The sequence below is a fragment of the Sporosarcina ureae genome, from assembly GCF_002082015.1.
Lineage (GTDB): Bacteria > Bacillota > Bacilli > Bacillales_A > Planococcaceae > Sporosarcina > Sporosarcina ureae_A.
Genome location: NZ_CP015109.1, coordinates 3,083,510 through 3,103,826 on the forward strand (window position 1 = coordinate 3,083,510; position 20,317 = coordinate 3,103,826).

20 protein-coding genes are annotated in these 20,317 nt (G+C 40.1%); all 20 read left to right on the top strand.

The features are described from left to right. Positions 1–41: 41 nt before the first annotated feature. A complete protein-coding gene (sucC, locus tag SporoP17a_RS14935; protein ID WP_083035415.1) occupies positions 42–1,202 on the top strand; it encodes an ADP-forming succinate--CoA ligase subunit beta in 1,161 nt (386 codons plus the stop codon). Between the two features lie 18 nt (positions 1,203–1,220). After that, on the top strand, positions 1,221–2,123 hold the full coding sequence (gene sucD, locus SporoP17a_RS14940) for a succinate--CoA ligase subunit alpha (RefSeq protein WP_083035416.1): 903 nt from the start codon (positions 1,221–1,223) through the stop codon (positions 2,121–2,123). Between the two features lie 73 nt (positions 2,124–2,196). Further along, positions 2,197–3,075, top strand: coding sequence for a DNA-processing protein DprA (dprA, locus tag SporoP17a_RS14945; RefSeq protein WP_083035417.1), 879 nt, complete (start codon positions 2,197–2,199; stop codon positions 3,073–3,075). 125 nt (positions 3,076–3,200) lie between these two features. Further along, a complete protein-coding gene (gene topA, locus SporoP17a_RS14950) occupies positions 3,201–5,276 on the top strand; it encodes a type I DNA topoisomerase (RefSeq protein ID WP_083035418.1) in 2,076 nt (691 codons plus the stop codon). A gap of 43 nt (positions 5,277–5,319) precedes the next feature. Then, positions 5,320–6,630, top strand: a complete 1,311-nt coding sequence (gene trmFO / locus SporoP17a_RS14955) for an FADH(2)-oxidizing methylenetetrahydrofolate--tRNA-(uracil(54)-C(5))-methyltransferase TrmFO (RefSeq protein ID WP_083035419.1) — start codon at positions 5,320–5,322, stop codon at positions 6,628–6,630. Positions 6,631–6,984: 354 nt separating this feature from the next. Beyond that, positions 6,985–7,884 (top strand): tyrosine recombinase XerC, encoded by a 900-nt coding sequence (gene xerC / locus SporoP17a_RS14960; RefSeq protein WP_083036153.1) that lies wholly within the window; start codon positions 6,985–6,987, stop codon positions 7,882–7,884. Between the two features lie 8 nt (positions 7,885–7,892). Next, on the top strand, positions 7,893–8,432 hold the full coding sequence (hslV, locus tag SporoP17a_RS14965) for an ATP-dependent protease subunit HslV (RefSeq protein WP_099638052.1): 540 nt from the start codon (positions 7,893–7,895) through the stop codon (positions 8,430–8,432). Beyond that, positions 8,433–9,824, top strand: a complete 1,392-nt coding sequence (gene hslU, locus SporoP17a_RS14970) for an ATP-dependent protease ATPase subunit HslU (protein WP_420542188.1) — start codon at positions 8,433–8,435, stop codon at positions 9,822–9,824. Positions 9,825–9,910: 86 nt separating this feature from the next. Next, positions 9,911–10,687 carry a GTP-sensing pleiotropic transcriptional regulator CodY gene (gene codY, locus SporoP17a_RS14975; RefSeq protein WP_083035421.1) on the top strand — a complete coding sequence of 259 codons (777 nt, stop codon included), beginning with the start codon at positions 9,911–9,913 and terminating at the stop codon, positions 10,685–10,687. 531 nt (positions 10,688–11,218) lie between these two features. Next, entirely contained in the window at positions 11,219–11,608 is a 390-nt protein-coding gene (gene flgB, locus SporoP17a_RS14980; RefSeq protein WP_083035422.1) for a flagellar basal body rod protein FlgB, read from the top strand. A gap of 2 nt (positions 11,609–11,610) precedes the next feature. Then, positions 11,611–12,072 (top strand): flagellar basal body rod protein FlgC, encoded by a 462-nt coding sequence (flgC, locus tag SporoP17a_RS14985; protein WP_083035423.1) that lies wholly within the window; start codon positions 11,611–11,613, stop codon positions 12,070–12,072. A 16-nt stretch (positions 12,073–12,088) separates the two neighbouring features. Then, a complete protein-coding gene (fliE, locus tag SporoP17a_RS14990; RefSeq protein ID WP_083035424.1) occupies positions 12,089–12,397 on the top strand; it encodes a flagellar hook-basal body complex protein FliE in 309 nt (102 codons plus the stop codon). A 62-nt stretch (positions 12,398–12,459) separates the two neighbouring features. Continuing rightward, complete coding sequence (fliF, locus tag SporoP17a_RS14995) at positions 12,460–14,061, top strand: flagellar basal-body MS-ring/collar protein FliF (RefSeq protein WP_083035425.1); 1,602 nt, start codon at positions 12,460–12,462, stop codon at positions 14,059–14,061. Positions 14,062–14,074: 13 nt separating this feature from the next. Further along, positions 14,075–15,088: a flagellar motor switch protein FliG gene (gene fliG / locus SporoP17a_RS15000; RefSeq protein ID WP_029053210.1), complete on the top strand. Its 1,014-nt coding sequence runs from the start codon at positions 14,075–14,077 to the stop codon at positions 15,086–15,088. Further along, positions 15,081–15,854 carry a FliH/SctL family protein gene (locus SporoP17a_RS15005; protein WP_167693448.1) on the top strand — a complete coding sequence of 258 codons (774 nt, stop codon included), beginning with the start codon at positions 15,081–15,083 and terminating at the stop codon, positions 15,852–15,854. The genes fliG and SporoP17a_RS15005 overlap by 8 nt, the downstream gene beginning before the upstream one ends. Positions 15,855–15,904: 50 nt before the next feature. Next, a complete protein-coding gene (gene fliI, locus SporoP17a_RS15010; RefSeq protein WP_237262434.1) occupies positions 15,905–17,191 on the top strand; it encodes a flagellar protein export ATPase FliI in 1,287 nt (428 codons plus the stop codon). Beyond that, complete coding sequence (gene fliJ / locus SporoP17a_RS15015) at positions 17,188–17,640, top strand: flagellar export protein FliJ (RefSeq protein WP_083035428.1); 453 nt, start codon at positions 17,188–17,190, stop codon at positions 17,638–17,640. Before fliI ends, fliJ begins: the two co-directional genes overlap by 4 nt. Before the next feature lies 1 nt (position 17,641). Then, positions 17,642–18,253 (top strand): MotE family protein, encoded by a 612-nt coding sequence (locus SporoP17a_RS15020; RefSeq protein WP_083035429.1) that lies wholly within the window; start codon positions 17,642–17,644, stop codon positions 18,251–18,253. A gap of 28 nt (positions 18,254–18,281) precedes the next feature. Beyond that, on the top strand, positions 18,282–19,619 hold the full coding sequence (locus tag SporoP17a_RS15025) for a flagellar hook-length control protein FliK (RefSeq protein WP_167693449.1): 1,338 nt from the start codon (positions 18,282–18,284) through the stop codon (positions 19,617–19,619). 3 nt (positions 19,620–19,622) lie between these two features. After that, positions 19,623–20,312: a flagellar hook assembly protein FlgD gene (gene flgD, locus SporoP17a_RS15030; RefSeq protein ID WP_083035431.1), complete on the top strand. Its 690-nt coding sequence runs from the start codon at positions 19,623–19,625 to the stop codon at positions 20,310–20,312. The last annotated feature ends 5 nt before the right edge of the window (positions 20,313–20,317 follow it).

A 20,317-nucleotide genomic window follows, 5' to 3' on the forward strand; every position in this document is an offset into this window, starting at 1 on the left:
TTGAACTTCAAGCAATTGTAAATCGAATGGAGGCAGTACGTATGAACATCCATGAATATCAAGGGAAGCAGCTATTGAGAGATTATGGAGTGGCTGTTTCGAAAGGCCGTGTCGCATTTTCACCAAAAGAAGCAATGGCAATCGCGAAAGAAATCGGTACAGAGCCTATTGTGGTAAAAGCGCAAATACACGCGGGTGGACGCGGTAAAGCAGGCGGAGTCAAGATTGTGAAAACGCTTGATGAAGTGCGTTCAGTAGCAGCTGATTTAATCGGTACGCAACTTGTAACACACCAGACTGGTCCTAAAGGGCAAGAAGTAAAACGTCTTCTTGTTGAAGAAGGAATCGATATTGACAAAGAATTCTATATCGGCCTTGTCGTGGACCGAGCAACAGATCGTGTAACATTGATGGGTTCAGCAGAAGGTGGCGTAGAAATCGAAGAGGTGGCAGAACATAGCCCTGAAAAGATTTTCTATGAAGTAATAGATCCGGTAGTTGGTTTGGTTCCTTTCCAGGCACGTCGTATGGCGTTCAACATGGAGATCCCAAGCAATCTTATCAATAAAGCAGTTAGCTTTTTCTTAGGATTATATAAAGTATTCAGTGAAAAAGATGCATCAATCGTGGAGATTAATCCACTGGTCGTAACAAAAGATAATCGTGTACTTGCATTGGACGCGAAATTCAACTTTGACGATAACGCGACATTCCGTCATAAAGACATTATGGAATTACGTGACTATGATGAAGAGGATCCGAAAGAAATTGAAGCATCCAAGTATGACTTGAGCTATATTTCTCTAGACGGAAATATCGGTTGCATGGTTAACGGAGCCGGTTTAGCGATGGCTACAATGGACACGATTCATTTCTATGGCGGAGAACCCGCTAACTTCTTGGATGTTGGGGGCGGCGCGAAGAAAGAAAAAGTAGCGGCTGCTTTCAAAATTATTTTATCTGATCCAAAAGTAAAAGGTATTTTTGTTAATATCTTTGGCGGAATCATGAAATGTGACGTAATTGCTGAAGGTGTAATTGAAGCTGCTAAAGAAGTAGGGCTTCAAGTACCACTTGTCGTACGTCTTGAAGGTACGAATGTAGAACGCGGGAAAGCCTTGCTGAAAGAGTCCGGCATCAATATTGTTGCAGCGGATTCCATGGCAGAAGGCGCGGAAAAAATCGTCGAGTTGATAGGATAAGAAAGGCAGGTACAAATCATGAGTATTTATGTAAATAAAGATACAAAAGTCATTGTACAAGGAATTACAGGTTCCACTGCCCTGTTCCATACACAGCAAATGTTGGAATATGGTACTAAAATTGTCGCTGGCGTAACGCCTGGTAAAGGCGGTCAGACAGTGGAAGGCGTGCCGGTATTTGATACTGTGGAAGAAGCAGTTAAAGAAACAGGCGCAACTGTTTCCATTATCTATGTTCCTGCACCATTTGCAGCGGATGCAATTATGGAAGGCGTAGATGCTGAACTGGAAATGACAATCTGTATTACAGAGCATATTCCTGTTCTAGATATGATTAAAGTGAAGCGTTATATGGAAGGCAAAAATACTCGCTTGGTCGGTCCAAACTGTCCAGGTGTCATCACTGCAGATGAGACGAAGATCGGTATTATGCCAGGCTATATTCATACAAAAGGGCATGTGGGCGTAGTTTCTCGTTCAGGTACACTAACGTATGAAGCGGTTCATCAGTTGACACAAGAAGGAATCGGTCAAACTACGGCTGTCGGAATTGGTGGAGACCCGGTAAACGGCACGAACTTTATCGACGTCTTGAAAGCATTCAATGAAGATCCAGAGACATATGCAGTAGTCATGATCGGTGAAATTGGTGGTACTGCAGAAGAAGAAGCAGCCACTTGGATTAAAGAAAATATGACGAAGCCTGTAGTTGGATTTATCGGCGGTCAAACAGCACCTGAAGGGAAGCGTATGGGACATGCAGGCGCTATAATTTCCGGAGGTAAAGGTACAGCTGCTGATAAAATCAAAGCTTTACAAGCAGCTGACGTTCAAGTCGCAGAAACACCTTCTGTCATAGGTGAAACATTAATCAAAGTCCTGAAAGAAAAAGGACTATACGAGAAATGTAAAACGAAGTAAACTGAAAGGAGTAGCTTAATTGCTACTCCTTTTTTCGTGCTCATGCTTGTAGTGTCGAACAGAGGAGAATTCGATGCTATATACTAATCAACAACTCCGTTTATTATACGTACATTATATCCATCCAGTACCTTTTAATCGCTTTACGAATCTATTACAAGAGAACCCTTCATTAGAAGATTTACACTCTTACTCCGCTCTTCAGTGGTCGTATGTTTTAAATTTACCCCTTGAAAAAACGGAACAATTTCCAATGAAATATAAAGAAATATCTTGTCTTCCTATAGTGGAAATGTTAAAGAAAAACGATTGTATTCCCATCACGTATTTTCATTCCAATTATCCCGAGGAGTTAAAACGATTATGTGATCCACCTGCTATTCTTTATACTAAAGGGAATACTCTTTTATTGAAAAAACATCCTTGTGTTGGCATCATTGGTTCTCGCAAAGCGACGAGCTATTCCAAAAAGGCATTGGAATTTATTGTGCCGCCACTCGTCGATCATCATATCCCAATTGTCTCAGGCTTAGCAGATGGAGCAGATACGATGGCCCATCAAGCTGCTATCGCGTATGGCGGAAAGACAATTGGCGTTTTAGGACATGGGTTTTCTCATATGTATCCGAAAAAGAATCAAAAAATTGCTGAAGAAATAGCGAAAAATCATTTACTTATGACGGAATATCCACCGTACTTTCCACCGGCAAAATGGACATTTCCTATGCGTAATCGGATTATTAGTGGTTTATCCAGCGCGTTAGTCATTACAGAATCTGTCGAAAAAAGTGGAACGATGAGTACAGTCGAGCATGCGCTTGATCATGGAAAAGAAATATTTGCAGTGCCTGGCTCGATAGATTCTGCTCTATCCGCGGGTCCAAATAAGCTGTTGGATGAAGGGGCCAAGCCGTTATGGAGTGGTTATCAGATTATTGACTCTTTACTATAAATTGGCCTATCCTCTTTTTGGCAGATGTTTAAAAGGTTGCTTTATTTCAAAAACTGTTATACATTTTGCAACAGATATTCTTTTGCTGAATAAATATAAAGAAATCTCTCTGAGGAGGGAACGATATGGCAGATTACTTAGTAATAGTGGAATCGCCTGCTAAAGCGAAAACGATTGAACGTTACTTAGGAAAGAAGTATAAAGTTAGTGCATCACTTGGTCATTTACGTGATTTACCCCGCAGTCAAATGGGTGTAGATACCGAAAATAATTATGAACCGAAGTATATTACGATCCGAGGAAAAGGACCAATTCTTCAAGACTTAAAAAAAGAAGCAAAAAAAGCGAAGAAAATTTTTCTGGCGGCTGACCCGGATCGTGAAGGGGAAGCGATAGCTTGGCATTTATCACATCAATTAGGTGTAGATATCGAATCTGATTGCCGCGTGGTCTTCAATGAAATCACAAAAGAAGCAATCAAAGAATCATTTAAACACCCTCGTCCTATTAACATGGATTTAGTGGACGCACAGCAAGCGAGAAGGATATTGGATAGATTGGTAGGCTATAACATTAGCCCGATCCTTTGGAAGAAAGTAAAAAAAGGATTATCCGCAGGACGCGTCCAATCAGTTGCTTTGCGTTTAATCATTGACCGAGAAAATGAAATCAATGCATTTGAACCAGAAGAGTACTGGTCCATTACTTCACAATTCACTAAAGATAATAAAACTTTTGAAGCACAATTTTATGGCGATGCTGCAGAAAAAGTGAAACTGACGAATCAAGAGCAAGTAGAAAAAATCGTCAATTCAATAAAGCCAGACGAATTCGAAGTATCAAAAGTAGTGAAAAAAGAACGTAAACGTAACCCAGCGTTGCCGTTCACAACCTCATCCCTTCAACAAGAGGCAGCACGTAAGCTGAATTTCCGTGCGAGAAAAACGATGATGCTAGCGCAACAATTATATGAAGGGATTGCGATCGGAAAAGAAGGTACAGTTGGTTTGATTACGTATATGCGTACCGACTCGACGAGAATCTCTGATACTGCAAAGGAAGAAGTGAAGTCATTCATCCATACTATGTATGGGGAAGAATTTATTTCAACTAGTACGAAGAAGACGAAAGCTAAAGCAAAAACACAGGATGCACACGAAGCAGTGAGGCCAACTTCAGCTATGCGGCCACCAGACGCGATGAAAGCGTTCTTAACAAGAGACCAACATCGTCTATATAAATTGATATGGGAACGTCTCATCGCAAGTCAAATGGCTCCAGCTGTTTTGGATACAGTGACTGCTGATTTCTTAAATGGCGATGTTCGCTTCAGAGCATCAGGCTCTCAAGTGAAATTTCCGGGTTTTATGAAAGTGTATATCGAAGGCAATGATGATCAACAAGAAGAAAAGGAAAATATTTTACCGCCTCTTGAAGAAGGCGAGCGTATTAAATATGCAGAAGTGGATCCGAAACAGCATTTCACGCAGCCGCCGCCAAGATATTCGGAGGCACGTTTAGTGAAGACGCTTGAAGAGCTAGGTATAGGTAGACCTTCTACGTACGCACCAACACTTGATACTATTCAAAAACGTGGATACGTCACACTGGATGCCAAACGATTTATTCCAACAGAACTCGGGGGAATCGTCCATCAAGCGGTGGATCAATACTTCCCTAATATCATCGATATCGAATTTACCAGACAAATGGAACAACGTCTCGACCATGTAGAAGAAGGCACAATCGAATGGCGCACTGTGATCGATGATTTCTATCGTGATTTCGAAAAACACGTAGAAGTAGCCGATGCCGAAATGGAAAAAATAGAAATAAAAGATGAACCAGCGGGCGAAGATTGTGAGAAATGTGGTTCTCCGATGGTTTACAAAATGGGACGTTACGGAAAATTCATGGCTTGCTCCAACTTCCCTGATTGTCGTAATACGAAGGCTATTATCAAACCAATTGGTGTGAAATGTCCGAAGTGTAAAGAAGGCGAAGTAGTCGAACGTAAAAGTAAGACAAAAAGAATCTTCTTCGGTTGTGATCAATATCCTGAATGTGACTATGTTTCATGGGATAAACCGATCGCAAGACCTTGTCCGAAATGTCAGCATACAATGGTTGAGAAACGCTTGAAAAAAGGCGTTCAAATCCAATGTACTGAATGTGATTATAAAGAAGAACCGCAAGGCTAGTATGTAAAAAATAATTAATTATAATGAGAAAGAGGTAGTTGTAATGACGCAAATTGTAAACGTGGTCGGAGCAGGGTTAGCCGGAAGTGAGGCTGCTTGGCAATTAGCTAATAGGGGAATTCAAGTAAAACTATTTGAAATGCGTCCTGTGAAGCAAACCCCCGCCCATCATACAGATAAATTTGCGGAGTTAGTATGTAGCAACTCGTTACGTGCCAATAACCTGACGAATGCTGTCGGAGTGATCAAAGAAGAGATGCGTCAATTGAATTCATTGATTATCCAAGCCGCGGATGATTGTGCGGTACCTGCTGGCGGTGCGCTTGCAGTAGATCGTCACGAATTCGCAGGCAACGTCACTGAAAAGATCCGAAATCATCCGAATATAGAAGTGATCAATGAAGAAGTAGTGAAAGTACCGGAAGGAATTACAGTAATTGCCTCTGGTCCACTCACTTCACCAGTATTAGCTGAAGAAATACGGCAGCTGACTGGAGAAGATTACTTATACTTCTATGATGCGGCAGCCCCAATCGTAGAAGCCGATTCCATCGATATGGATAAAGTGTATTTGAAGTCACGTTATGATAAAGGTGAAGCAGCATATTTAAATTGCCCTATGAATAACGAAGAATTCGAACGATTTTATGAAGCTTTAACCTCAGCTGAAGTTGCACCTTTAAAGGATTTTGAAAAAGAACTTTACTTTGAAGGATGTATGCCAATCGAAGAGATGGCGAAGCGCGGTGTCAAGACGATGTTATTCGGTCCGTTAAAACCGGTTGGACTTGAAGATCCTAAGACAGGAAAAGAGCCAAAAGCGGTTATTCAGTTACGACAGGATAACGCGGCGGGCACATTATATAACCTAGTAGGATTTCAGACACATCTAAAATGGGGAGCGCAAAAAGAAGTATTAAAATTGATACCTGGATTGGAAAATGTGGATATCGTGCGCTATGGTGTGATGCATCGTAATACATTTATCAACTCACCTAGAGTATTGAACTGCACATATCAACTTAAAACACAGCCAACCATCCTATTTGCGGGTCAAGTAACAGGTGTAGAAGGCTATGTTGAATCAGCAGGATCAGGATTGATTGCAGGTATTAATGCGGCGCAGCTGGCAAAGGGCGAGAAGCCAGTCCGTTTTCCGAGAGAAACAGCTCTTGGCAGCATGGCGCGTTATATTACCGAAGCCGACCCAACGAATTTCCAGCCGATTAACATCAATTTTGGATTATTCCCTGAGCTAAATAGGCGGTATAGAACAAAAGCCGAACGAGCAAACAAACATGCGACGCGCGCATTGGATGCATTGCAAGAATTTAAATTAATGACAAACATATAACTGAAGATCGAACTCCACGTAATCGGAGTTCTGTCTTCAGTTTTTTAGTTGTACTAGCCATGTGCAACTTCTTACTAGATATGACGTCATATATTTCGGGAGAATTAATCGCGGATATGAAGAAAATTCCTTAGCTGTTAAAGTAATTTGACTGTTATGTGACGAAAATAGTTCTTATATTTAAAAATGATCAAGAATCAGTTTTTCAAAGTTGCCCTAAATTCCTTGCTAATGTATAGTGTTTTATGGACAACATTCGACTTTGGCAGTTTATTTCGAACTGTATGTAATCAATAACCTTTCAAATCTTCAGGTGCACGTTGTACGATGATAAATTCGTATCGAGGTGATCAAATGATTCCTGAAATAAAACAATTGGCAGACGAATATGTATCTTATATTCGACTAGAGAAAAACTACTCGTCCTACACCGTCGCGGAGTATGAAAACGATCTTCGGGATTTTTTATTGTTCCTGCAAGAAGAGGGAATCGAGAAATTAGAAGAAGTCGATTACCCTGTGGCTAGGCTGTATATAACACGATTATATGATCGTTCTTATGCAAAAACTAGCATTTCCAGGAAAATATCAGCCATCCGCTCATTTTACACATTCATGAATGCTCGATACGGGATTGAAGATCAAGCATTTAGATTATTGTATCATCCGAAGCAAGAAGAACGCCTTCCTGCTTTTTTCTATCAGCAAGAGTTGGAAAAGCTTTTTGAAGTCACGATGGGAGAAGATTTTCGCTCTTTGCGAGACCGTGCTTTACTCGAGTTGCTATATGCAACGGGGATCCGTGTCGGTGAATTAGTAGAAATCGAAGTGCAAGATGTGGATCATTATTTAAGCATTGTGAAAGTAATGGGTAAAGGACGAAAAGAACGATTTGTGCCATTCGGAAGTTTTGCAGAGGAAGCGTTGCAAAACTATATAGAGAGTAGTCGCCCACAATTGATGAAGCAAAAGAAGCATGCAAAATTGTTCGTCAATCTGCGTGGTGACCCTCTGACGGATCGCGGTGTGCGCTATGTATTAGATGGTTTAATGGAGAAAGCATCTCTGCATACAAATATTACACCACATATGATCCGGCATACGTTTGCGACACATTTGCTTGGGGCTGGAGCAGATCTTCGGTCAGTACAAGAATTGCTGGGACATAGCCATCTATCTTCAACTCAGGTCTATACCCATATCACAAATGAACACTTACGTCAGACTTATTTACAAACGCACCCTCGTGCTTAGGAGGAACTATAATGAAATTTCATGCAACAACGATATTTGCTATTCATCATGATGGGCAATGTGCTATGTCAGGTGATGGGCAAGTGACGATGGGCGAGTCGGTCGTCATGAAGCACACAGCGAAGAAAGTCCGTAGATTATTTAACGGTAAAGTCTTAGCTGGTTTTGCTGGTTCTGTAGCAGATGCTTTTACGCTATTCGATTTATTTGAAGCTAAACTCAATGAATATGATGGAAATCTTCAGCGAGCGGCAGTTGAACTTGCTAAAGAATGGCGTGGAGATCGTATACTGCGCAAATTAGAAGCGTTGTTACTTGTTATGGACGAAAATACGCTATTACTCGTATCAGGTACTGGTGAAGTAATAGAGCCAGATGACGGGGTATTGGCCATTGGTTCCGGGGGTAATTACGCACTAGCGGCCGGACGTGCATTGAAGAAGCATAGCAGTGAATTGACAGCGAAAGAAATTGCTGAAATTTCACTTGAGACAGCAGCTGATATTTGTGTGTTCACCAATCATAATATTATCGTGGAGGTGCTTTAAGTGATGAAGCAAGAGATGACTCCTAAAGCGCTCACAGCGTATTTAAATCGTTATATTATTGGGCAAGAAAAAGCTAAGAAGGCAGTTGCTGTTGCTATGCGTAATCGTTATCGTCGTATGCAGTTGACTGCTGAAGAACAAGAAGAGGTCATTCCCAAAAACATTTTGATGATTGGACCTACAGGTGTTGGAAAAACAGAGATTGCCCGAAGAATTGCCAAGTTGATTCATGCACCTTTCGTAAAAGTCGAAGCGACAAAGTTTACGGAAGTCGGATATGTAGGACGAGATGTTGAGTCCATGATTCGCGATTTAACTGAAGTTGGAGTACGCATGGTGAAAGAAGATATGCGCGAAGCGGTTAAAAAGCAGTCTCAAAAGTTAGCGGAAGAACGGTTAGTAAAGTTGCTAGTCCCTGAGGCGAAAAAAAATACAGAAGGTCAAAATCCTTTTGAAATGTTTTTCGGTCAAAAGACACAGCCAGAGCCCGAACAAACAGAAGATCAATCTGAGATTAGACGCAAGCGTTCAGAGATCGCTGCGCAACTTGCAAGTGGTCTAATCGAAGAGAAAATGGTGACGGTAGACGTGCAAGCGCAACACCCCTCTTTATTCGATGCATTGCAAGGGTCTGGTATGGATCAAATGTCGGGTATGCAAGACGCTTTATCTTCACTTATGCCGAAAAAGAAAGTTCAGCGTCGCATGAAAGTCAAAGATGCAAGAGTTGTACTGGAAGCGGAAGAAGCGGATAAGTTAATTGATCAAGATGAAGTAGCGCGTAAAGGGATTGAGTTAACGGAACAAGCGGGAATTATTTTCCTTGATGAAATGGATAAAATCGCAAGTAGCAATCAAAAATCATCAGGTGAAGTGTCTCGTGAAGGTGTACAACGTGATATTTTGCCAATCGTCGAAGGTTCTACGGTTACAACCAAATATGGTGCTGTTAAGACCGATTATATTTTGTTCATTGCCGCAGGAGCATTCCATATGTCGAAACCGTCTGATATTATTCCGGAGTTGCAAGGTAGATTCCCGATTCGTGTAGAATTAGATAAATTGACAAAAGGTGATTTTGAGCGCATACTGCGAGAACCAGATTTTTCTTTATTAAAACAATATGAACGACTTCTTGCGACAGAAGATGTCGAAATTGAATTTACAGATGAAGCAATTAGCAAGCTGGCTGAAATTGCGTTTGAGGTAAATAATGAAACAGAAAATATTGGTGCAAGAAGATTGCATACGATTTTGGAGAAGTTGCTAGAAGATTTATCATTTGAAGCGGCAGAAATCGGTCCTGCATCTATCAAGATTACACCAGCATATGTAGATGAAAAGCTGGATGGAATTGTAAAGAACAAAGATTTGTCACAATTTATTCTATAAGGAAGTCGTAATAGTTTATTTAATGATTTAAAACCTTTAGAATATTCATTAAAGTCTGAAGAGAACCTTAAGGAGGAACAACAAAGATGAGTTTATTAGTTAAAACAAGAAAAATTAATGCGATGTTACAAGAAGGTGCAGGCGGTCCTGTAAACTTTAAAGAGATGGCAGAAGAACTAAGTGAGGTAATTGATTGTAACGCGTTTATCGTAAGTAGAAGAGGTAAATTACTTGGTTTAGAAATCCATCATCAAATTGACAATGAACGCATGAAGAAAATGTTCGAAGATCGTAAATTCCCTGAAGAGTATACGAATCGCTTATTCCAAATTAATGAAACATCTCCAAATATCGATATCGAGAGTGAACATACTGTATTCCCTATCGAAAACAAAGAACTATTCCAAGAAGGTTTAACTACTATCGTCCCAATTATCGGTGGTGGCGAACGCTTAGGTACTTTAATTCTTGCGCGACTAAAAGAGGGATTTACAGAAGATGATCTAATCCTTGCTGAATATGGTGCAACAGTAGTAGGCATGGAAATTTTACGTGAAAAATCAGAGGAAATTGAACATGAAGCGCGCAGTAAAGCAGTTGTGCAAATGGCGATTAACTCATTGTCTTACAGTGAACATGAAGCAATCGAGCATATCTTTAAAGAGTTAGACGGTAATGAAGGGTTGCTTGTAGCCTCTAAAATCGCTGATCGTGTTGGAATTACACGTTCAGTAATTGTTAACGCACTTCGTAAACTTGAAAGTGCTGGGGTTATTGAATCACGTTCTCTAGGAATGAAAGGGACGTATATTAAAGTATTGAATGATAAATTCCTAGCAGAGCTTGAGAAACACAATTCATAAAATTAAATACTGTTTCAAAAGTAAATTGTTTAGAAACTGAAGAAACTTCCGTTATTACGGATTTTCTTCGGTTTTTTTATTGAAATCTTCCTATTTTGACGAGCTGGATTAATCTTATGTCTCAGATATATGAAATAGGAAATATCAATTACATTAGGCTTAGTGCGTTAGAATTGAATGTAACTGAAAGAATATAGTAGCAAGTCATTTACACTATATAGTAATTGGTGATTAAATAACTTATGTTAAGATAAAAGCAATTTTTGTTCAATACATAAAATACAAATTTGTATGATACGAAGTAATTAGTAGCAATATGTAGACTACTCTGAATCCTTTTCAATAGTTATTTTATACTATAATTCTGTTTAGAAAACATTGGACAAAAATCATTAGTCTCAGCTACAATAGAGTAATAGTATAATAAAAAATGACCTATTTAGACAAAGATAGAATATAAGAGTAGTATAATATGGATTTTTTTGAGGAAACCGCGAAAAATGTGATAAATGAGGGAAAGGTGGGGAAACGATGGAGATTTATGGTGGTACCATCAACCTGCTTGAAAAAGGTTTAGATTATTCATCTGCAAAAGGGAAAGCAATTTCGCAAAATATAGCGAATGTAGACACACCTAACTATAAAACTAAAAATGTTAATTTTAAAGAAGTGTTCTCGAATGAGAAAAGTAAGAGTCTAGAAGCGTACAAGACTGACTCGAGACATTTAGACTTTATCCATTCAACGACAAGTAAAACATGGGATTTATCAAATTTACGTTATCGACAAGACCGCAATGGTGTAGATATGGATAAAGAGCAAGCAGACTTAGCTGCCAATCAAATATATAACTCTGCTTTAATAGAACGATTAAATGGGAAATTCAATTCATTACAAAGTGTTATAAAAGGAGGCCGTTGATCATGAGTATATTTCATAGTCTGAACTCGTCGTCTTCTGCATTAACCGCTCAACGTCTTCGCATGGATGTCATATCATCCAATATGGCGAATGTCGATTCGACTCGAGCAAAGCAAGTTGATGGCGAGTGGCAACCGTATAGAAGGAAAACTGTCACATTACAACCGAAAGATGGACAGTTTTCTTCATTCTTGCAAGTTGCAAAAGGCGTCCACTCACACGGTAATGCAGGAAATGGTGTGGTCGTATCACGCGTGAAAGAAGATCGGGAGACACCTTTCAAATTGGTTTTTGACCCCACTCATCCAGATGCGAATGAAGAAGGTTATGTAGAAATGCCAAATATCGACCCTTTACGTGAAATGATTGATTTAATGTCCGCAACCAGATCGTATGAAGCGAATGTAACCGCATTGAATGCAAATAAATCTATGTTAATGAAAGCATTAGAGATAGGAAGATAAAATAGGAGTGAACTAGATGGCCATACAATCAATTACAGGTGCTATGCCTACCACGTCGATTCAGCAACCTGAAGTTAAAACACAAAGAACGCCTTTTGAAGCCCAGCAGAACTTCTCAGCAATGTTAAACGACGCGATTCATCAAGTAAACCAAACACAAAAAGTCTCGGATTCTATGACGACAAAACTTGTTAAAGGTGAAGATGTCGATTTACATAATGTGATGATCTCAGCACAAAAAGCGAGTATTGCATTCAATGCAACAATGGAAGTGCGCAATAAAGTGGTAGAAGCATACCAAGAAATCATTAGAATGCCTGTCTAACAGATAGAAAGCGCTAGGCGAAAGAGTGGATCTAACCTAGTGAGGCTGACCGGGGGATTAGAATGAAAGAAAGATTGACAAAACTCAAAGCGGATCTCAAAGCTTTCTGGGAAAGTCGAACAAAAAATCAAAAAATTATATATATAACGACAGCCGCCAGCATAATTGCGTTGGCAGTTTTTTTAACAGTGGCTATGTCACGTACTACATATGTAACGCTTTATTCAGAAGTATCACCATCTGAAATTGGGCGAATAAAAGAAGTACTTGAGGGACAAGGGGTACCTTATCAAGTAGAGCCCGGGGGTACTGCAATATCAGTACCTGAAAAACAATTAGATAATCTACGCGTATCGCTCGCAGCTGAAGGTTTCCCAGATTCCGGTCTGATCGATTATTCGTTCTTCTCGGATAATGCTGGGTTCGGTACTACAGACAATGAATTTAATATGATTAAGCTTGCTGCGATGCAAACAGAATTAGCTAATCTAATAAAGGGTATAGAAGGTATTAAGGACGCAAAAGTGATGCTTACCTTACCGACAGAAGGTATTTTTGTAAACGACACGACATCAGAAGCTAGTGCAGCGATTATGTTGAAGACGAATCCGGGACAAAACTTTTCTGAACAACAAATCACGTCCCTTTATAATCTAGTCTCAAAAAGCTTACCTAATCTATCTAATGAAAATATCGTCATCCAGAACCAATACTTTGAGTATTTCGATCTGAAAGATTCAGGAAATTCTTATGGAGCCAGTGTGACTGATCAAATGGGCGTGAAAAAGACCATTGAGCGCGACTTACAACGGCAAGTTCAAATGATGCTCGGTACGTTGATGGGACAAGACAAAGTAGTTGTTTCCGTTACGACAGATATTGATTTTAAGAAGGAAAAACGTGAAGAGAATCTGGTTACACCCGTAGATCCGGAGAATATGGAAGGCATTGCGTTGAGCGTGCAACGGATAACTGAGTCATTTTCAGGTACGAATCCAGCAGTAGGGGGTACACCTGAAGGAGAAGATCCGACTGATAATCGCACTACCTATGTTGAAGGTGAAGGCGGAGACGGAGATTACGAACGTCTCGAAGAAACGATTAATAATGAAGTAAATAGAATTAGAAAAGATATAGTGGAGAGTCCATACAAAATTAGTAATATCGGAATACAAGTGATGATTGAACCACCTACTGCGGATGATCCAACTTCATTGGCACCCGAAGTACGGCAAGATGTTGAACGTATTCTAGAAACCATTGTACGTACCTCATTGGATACAGAAGTAGCTGGAGAATTAACAGAAGAGATATTAGCTGAGAAAATAGCGGTTTCCGTTCAGCCGTTAAAGGGGAAAAATGTGGTCTTTGAAGATACTAAGACAATCATCCCTTGGTGGATATATTTGATTGGCGGTGTCTTGTTACTTGCAATTATTGTTCTTGTTATCTTGTTCTTGAGAAAGAGACGTAATGAAGCAGAAATAGAAGAAGAGTTAGCTGAAGAACAAGCTCAGACTCAATTAGATTCAGTACAAGTCGATGATATCAACTTGGAACAAGAGACGGAAGCGACAGCACGCAGAAAACAGCTAGAAAAAATGGCTAAAGATAAACCAGAAGAATTTGCGAAATTATTACGAACATGGATCACCAAGGAGTAACGGAGGGGTTTAGTTGGTTAAGAAAGATAAAGACATGTCAGGAAAACAAAAAGCTGCTCTTTTGCTTATCTCTTTGGGTCCAGAGGTTTCGGCTTCTATCTATAAGCATTTGAATGAAGAAGAGATTGAGCAACTGACATTAGAGATTTCGGGTGTGAAAAAAGTAGAATCCTCTGTAAAAGAAGAGATTATTGAGGAATTTCACAATATTGCCCTTGCGCAGGATTACATTTCTCAAGGTGGTATTGGCTATGCCAAGACAGTGCTTGAAAAAGCATTGGGAAAAGACCATGCCCAAGCAATTATTAACCGTTTAACATCTTCACTCCAAGTGCGACCGTTTGATTTTGCAAGGCGTGCAGAACCATCACAAATATTAAATTTCATCCAAAATGAACACCCACAGACGATTGCATTGATTTTGTCATATCTGGAAGCGGAGCAGGCGGGTTTAATCCTGTCACAGCTTCCGCAAGAAATGCAAGCTGATATTGCAAAGCGAATTGCTACAATGGAATCGACTTCACCTGAAGTAATCAGTGAGATAGAAGCTGTACTTGAACGAAAATTATCGTCTACTGTAACTCAAGACTTTACTGAAACTGGCGGAGTAGATGCAGTCGTTGAAGTGCTAAATGGAGTAGATCGTTCGACGGAGAAAACGATTCTCGATGCTCTTGAAATACAAGATCCTGAGCTCGCTGAAGAGATTCGCAAAAGAATGTTTGTGTTCGAAGATATTATTACATTGGATAACCGTTCAATTCAGCGTGTCATCCGTGACTGTGAAAATGAAGATTTGATTTTAGCGATGAAAGTATCTAGTGAAGAAGTAAAAGATATCTTATTCAAGAACATGTCACAACGTATGGCAGAGTCGTTCAGGGAAGAGATGGATGTAATGGGGCCTGTGCGACTGCGCGACGTGGAAGAAGCACAATCCCGTATCGTAGGAATTATCCGAAGACTTGAAGATGCAGGCGAAATCATCATAGCGCGTGGTGGAGGAGATGACATCATTGTCTAATTTGTTTCGTTCCGAGCGAACTGTCATGAATCAACATCCAACAAAAGCAATATCGATACGTAATTTGCAATCATTGGAACCAGACGAAAAAGTGGAAGAGCCCGTCGATACAGGCATGATGTTCATGGAACGTAATCGCCTATTACAAGAGATGGAGCAACGTAAAAACATTGTAGATGCTGAAATAAAACAGCGATTAGAGCAAGCAGCAGCGGATATCGAATCAATGCATGTAGCTTGGGCACGAGAAAAAGAAGAATTACAGCAACAAGCATATGACGAGGGATTTCAAGTTGGATTCGATGATGGACGCAATAAAGCGATGGCTGAAATGCGTGAAATGGTAAATGCTGCGAACGAAACTACTACATTATCTTACGAGAATGCGACACAATATTTAATCAATCAAGAACGAGTAATTTTGGACATCGGAATGAAGTCGGCGGAACGGATTATTAATAAAGTGATAGAAGAAGACGATGAGACGTATTTATCCATCGTGCGAAAAGGAATTAAAGAAGCGCAAGAAAGCAAGGAAATAAAACTGTTCGTCCCAACTGAACAGTTTAAAATGGTCACGATGCATCGCGCTGAGCTCGCATCAATTTTTCCGCCAGAAACGCCATTCCTTATTTTCGTCAATGAAGATTTCAATGCAACAGATTGCTTTATCGAAACGAACCATGGCCGAATCGTAGTGAGTGTAGATGAGCAACTGAATGAACTGAAAGAACAATTGGTGAAAATCATGGAGGATGGTGTGTGAATTTGAAAAAAGCCGAAGATTTAATTCCGATTATCCCAAATATCAATACAATGAAAAAGTATGGTCGAGTAATACGAGTTGTTGGGTTGCTTATAGAATCGGAAGGTCCTGAATCATCGATCGGAGACGTATGTTTCATCCATTTGAACATTCCGGAAGGAGGACGATCCTTAATTCAAGCGGAAGTCGTAGGTTTTAGAGAAGATATTGTCATGCTGATGCCTTACACGGATATACGCAATATTTCAAGTGGCTGTCTAGTCGAAACATTGGGCAAACCACTCGAAGTAAAAGTCGGTATGAATCTATTAGGACAAGTCCTGGATTCTTTAGGAAGACCTATTGACTCAAGCCCATTACCTAAAGGCTTGGCAACTGTGCGTACGGAAAACAGTCCACCAAACGTTTTAACACGTCCTACTATTAATGACAAGTTAGCTGTAGGAGTGAAAGCAATCGATGGGATGTTAACGGTAGGCAGCGGTCAACGTGTAGGGATTTTTGCGGGTTCTGGTGTCGGCAAAAGTACATTGCTCGGGATGATTGCACGTAATACGGAAGCGGATATCAACGTGATCGCACTTATAGGTGAACGTGGCCGTGAAGTTCGTGAGTTCATCGACAGAGACCTAGGTCCAGAGGGCTTAAAGAAAACAATTGTAGTCGCCGCCACTTCAGATCAGCCAGCGCTGATGCGAATCAAAGGTGCCATGACAGCGACAGCGATTGCAGAATACTTCCGAGATAAAGGTCTGAACGTCATGCTGATGATGGACTCAGTCACACGTGTAGCTATGGCGCAGCGTGAGATTGGTCTAGCGGTCGGAGAACCACCTGCAACCCGAGGATACACCCCTTCTGTTTTCGCTATTTTACCTAAGCTTTTGGAACGAAGTGGTACAAATGAAAAAGGTGCTATCACTGCATTTTACACCGTGCTGGTAGATGGTGACGATATGAATGAGCCGATAGCAGATGCTGTTCGAGGAATTCTCGACGGTCATATAGTCTTAGACCGAACGCTTGCCAATAAAGGTCAATACCCTGCAATCAATGTTTTGAAAAGTGTTAGTCGTCTGATGAATCATATAGCAGACCCTGAGCATTTGAAAGCAGCCGCAAAACTACGCGAACTGTATTATGCCTATGATAAATCCGAAGATTTGATTAATATTGGTGCATATAAAAAAGGGACGTCACGAGAAATAGACGAAGCGATTGAATATGAACCGATCATTACCGATTTTCTAAAACAAAAATTTAACGAGAATATACAATTGGAAGATACGGTAAATGAAATGATCGCGTTAGCTTCTGGAGGAGGAGAGCGCAGATGACTTCTTTCTATTATCGTTTTGACAAAGTACTAAATTTACGTGAACAAGAACGCGATGAAACGGAAATGGCATATAAAGAAGCGATTGAAGAATTTGAAAAAATTGCAACGCAACTGTATCACCAAATGAAAAAGAAAGAAAATGTCTTGGAAGAGCAACGACAACGAATGAACACAGGTTTTTCTATTGATGACTTGCACAGCTACTCCCGATTTATTAACACATTAGACTTATCGATTGATCATATTCAGCAAGAGGTAATGAAGTCTCGTTCGAAAATGAATTGGTATGAGTCTCAATTGCTGGAGAAAAATATCGAAGTGAAGAAGTTTGAAAAAATGAAAGAGATTGGGAAAGAACAATATGATGTCGAAATGGAACACATAGAGACAAATCGGATTGACGAACTATCAACAATGAAATTTCGTTCAAGAGAAGACGGGTGGTAAAGTGGCTAAGTTAAAAAAGAAAAAGGAAGTTGGAAAACCAATAGAGGGACAAAGTAAAAAGTCTATTGGCTTTTTCCAAATATTGCTCGCATGGATTATCATCCCTCTTATGTTCACGACGGCAGTCGTTTTGATCATAGCTAAAGTAGCTGATGTAAACGTTTTTGATCAGGCGAAAGAGTGGACAGCAAAAGTTCCGTTCCTAGAACAAAAAACACCTGATGAAAAGGTCGAGGGTGATTTAATACTAGAAGAACGTGTCATATCTCTTCAAGCGGAGATTCAAGAAAAAGAAGCACAACTATTTGAAGTTCAAGATGAGCTAACGCAAGTAAAAGATTCAAATGAAACACTTGTGATAGAGAAAGAAAAGCTGAATGAAGAAATCGAGAAACTAAAACTCGCGCAAAGTGAAGCGAAGCGTGATTTTAAAGAAATTATCACGACGTATGAGCAAATGTCGGCCAAATCATCAGCTCCTGTCATTACAAAAATGGGAGACGCAGAAGCTGTACAAATATTATCTAGTCTAAAGCCCGCTACTTTAGCGGCTATACTAGAGAAAATGTCCCCTGAAGATGCTGCTAAATATACATCTATGCTTACAAAGTAGTATAATAGTAATTGAGGGAGGTGGAAAAGTGAATGTAGGACTATTAACGGGTGTAGGTTCTCCGAGCATTCCTGTAAACTCATCCGCTACTAAAGCAAATATTAAAGGCGAAGGATTTGGGAGTGTATTTCAAAGTCTGATGTCTGCAACAGCTATACCTGCTAAACAGCAGACGCTGGGTACCGATCGAGAGTTAACGAAATTACTTGACGATGTACTTAACGCTGATTCGTTGGAAGAGTTAAAGGGGCTTCTTGAAGAGTTAAAGCAGTCTGATAAATCTCCAACTATTGCCCAGTTATTAAAAGAGACAGGAATGCTTCACAGTACTTCAGTTAAGCTTAATGAAGATATTAAGGGAGAGTTAATGGATCTATCAAACTTTGATAAGTTACCTAGTCTGCAACAATTAGCACATCTCATTAGTGAAAAACCTGATAGACTAATAGAATCAATTACAAACGTACTAGAAGATGCTGGTATGTCCAAAGAACAACTGGATCAGATAGCCGCAACAGGAGATATTTGGTTCGTGCTTGATGTATTACAAGAATTACCTACTGAAAAAGTTCAAGCCGCTATACAGAACATAACACCTAAAGAATCAGTAGAATTGACAGCGTTGCTTAAATCAATTGAACTAGTTGCACCTAAAATGGATTTATATACAAAACAAATAGATCTCGTAAAAACGATTCAGCCGATTCTTTCACAATTTGCTAGTCAACTGGAACAAAAGACTATACAACCCGAAGTGAAACAACCTGTACATATTCCGACAGCTATGCAACAGGTCATTCGATTCACAACGGAACAATCTGCCGCAGACACAAAGCAACAAGATCAACAATCTAAACCTGGTGAAACAGTTACTCCGGTTATAACCGCTTCACCGACTGAAACAAGGCCAGTATTCCAAATGAGCGCTACAGAAAAAACACCGGAAAGTCGAAGTGAAGCTTTGATGCGCGAATTCCAGGCAGTGCTAAACCGAGCAAACTTTGGTCAGACGAATGGAATGAATCGTATTTCAATCAAACTATACCCGGAACATCTCGGGCAAGTCCGAATTGAGTTGCTAGAGGTGAACGGTGTCATGACTGCAAGAATCTTAGCATCTACTGCGATGGCACGTGAAATGCTCGACAGCCAAATGCATCAGTTGCGTCATGCGTTTAATCAACAGAATTTGCAAGTAGATCGAATTGATTTATCGCAAACCCTACAAGATCCGTCAAAGAGCGATCGAGAACAAGCTTTTAACAAGCAAAACCAGCAACAAAAAGAACAGGCCACTGATCATAATGAAACTCAAGAAGAACAGCAACAAACATTCCAAGAATTCATGATTGAACTGGAGGCGTAACCATTGCCGGAAGGAACAAATTCCACAACAACTAATAGTGCGATTACAGATTCCATGTATTTAGTCAATAAGCAACGCGATCAGCGAAAAACTGGGCCCGATACAATGGGAAAAGACGCATTCATGAAAATATTGATCGCACAGATGGCGAATCAAGATCCAACGAACCCGATGAAAGATACAGAGTTTGTCGCGCAAATGGCGCAGTTTTCATCATTGGAACAAACGATGAACTTAGCAAAGGCATTTGAGAAGTTTGCAGATTCACAAAATCAAAGTCAGTTAATCCAGTACAACAGTTTTGTAGGGAAAGAAATACGCTGGCATGAAGTATCAGATAAACAAGGTGAAGATAACCAGCCGATCATCAATGAAGGGACTGGCATCATTCAGTCGATTAAGTATATCGATGGTTCGGTGATTTTCACGATGGCGGACGGCAAGGAACTGTCACCAGGAAACATTTCCGAAGTAATGGGGAACGGTTCTAATTCAAGCCCAGGAGCAGTCGGTCAACCAAACAGTCTAGTACAAGCTAGTATGCTAATTGGTAAGACAGTAGGCTACATGGAAGGTGAAGAAGAACGTACAGGGAAAGTCGTATCGGTTACAAATAAAGAAGGTAGTCTCCACTATGTATTGCAGGACGGTACGAAAATTGAAGGCAATCAATTTGCAACAATCAGTGAATAATTGAA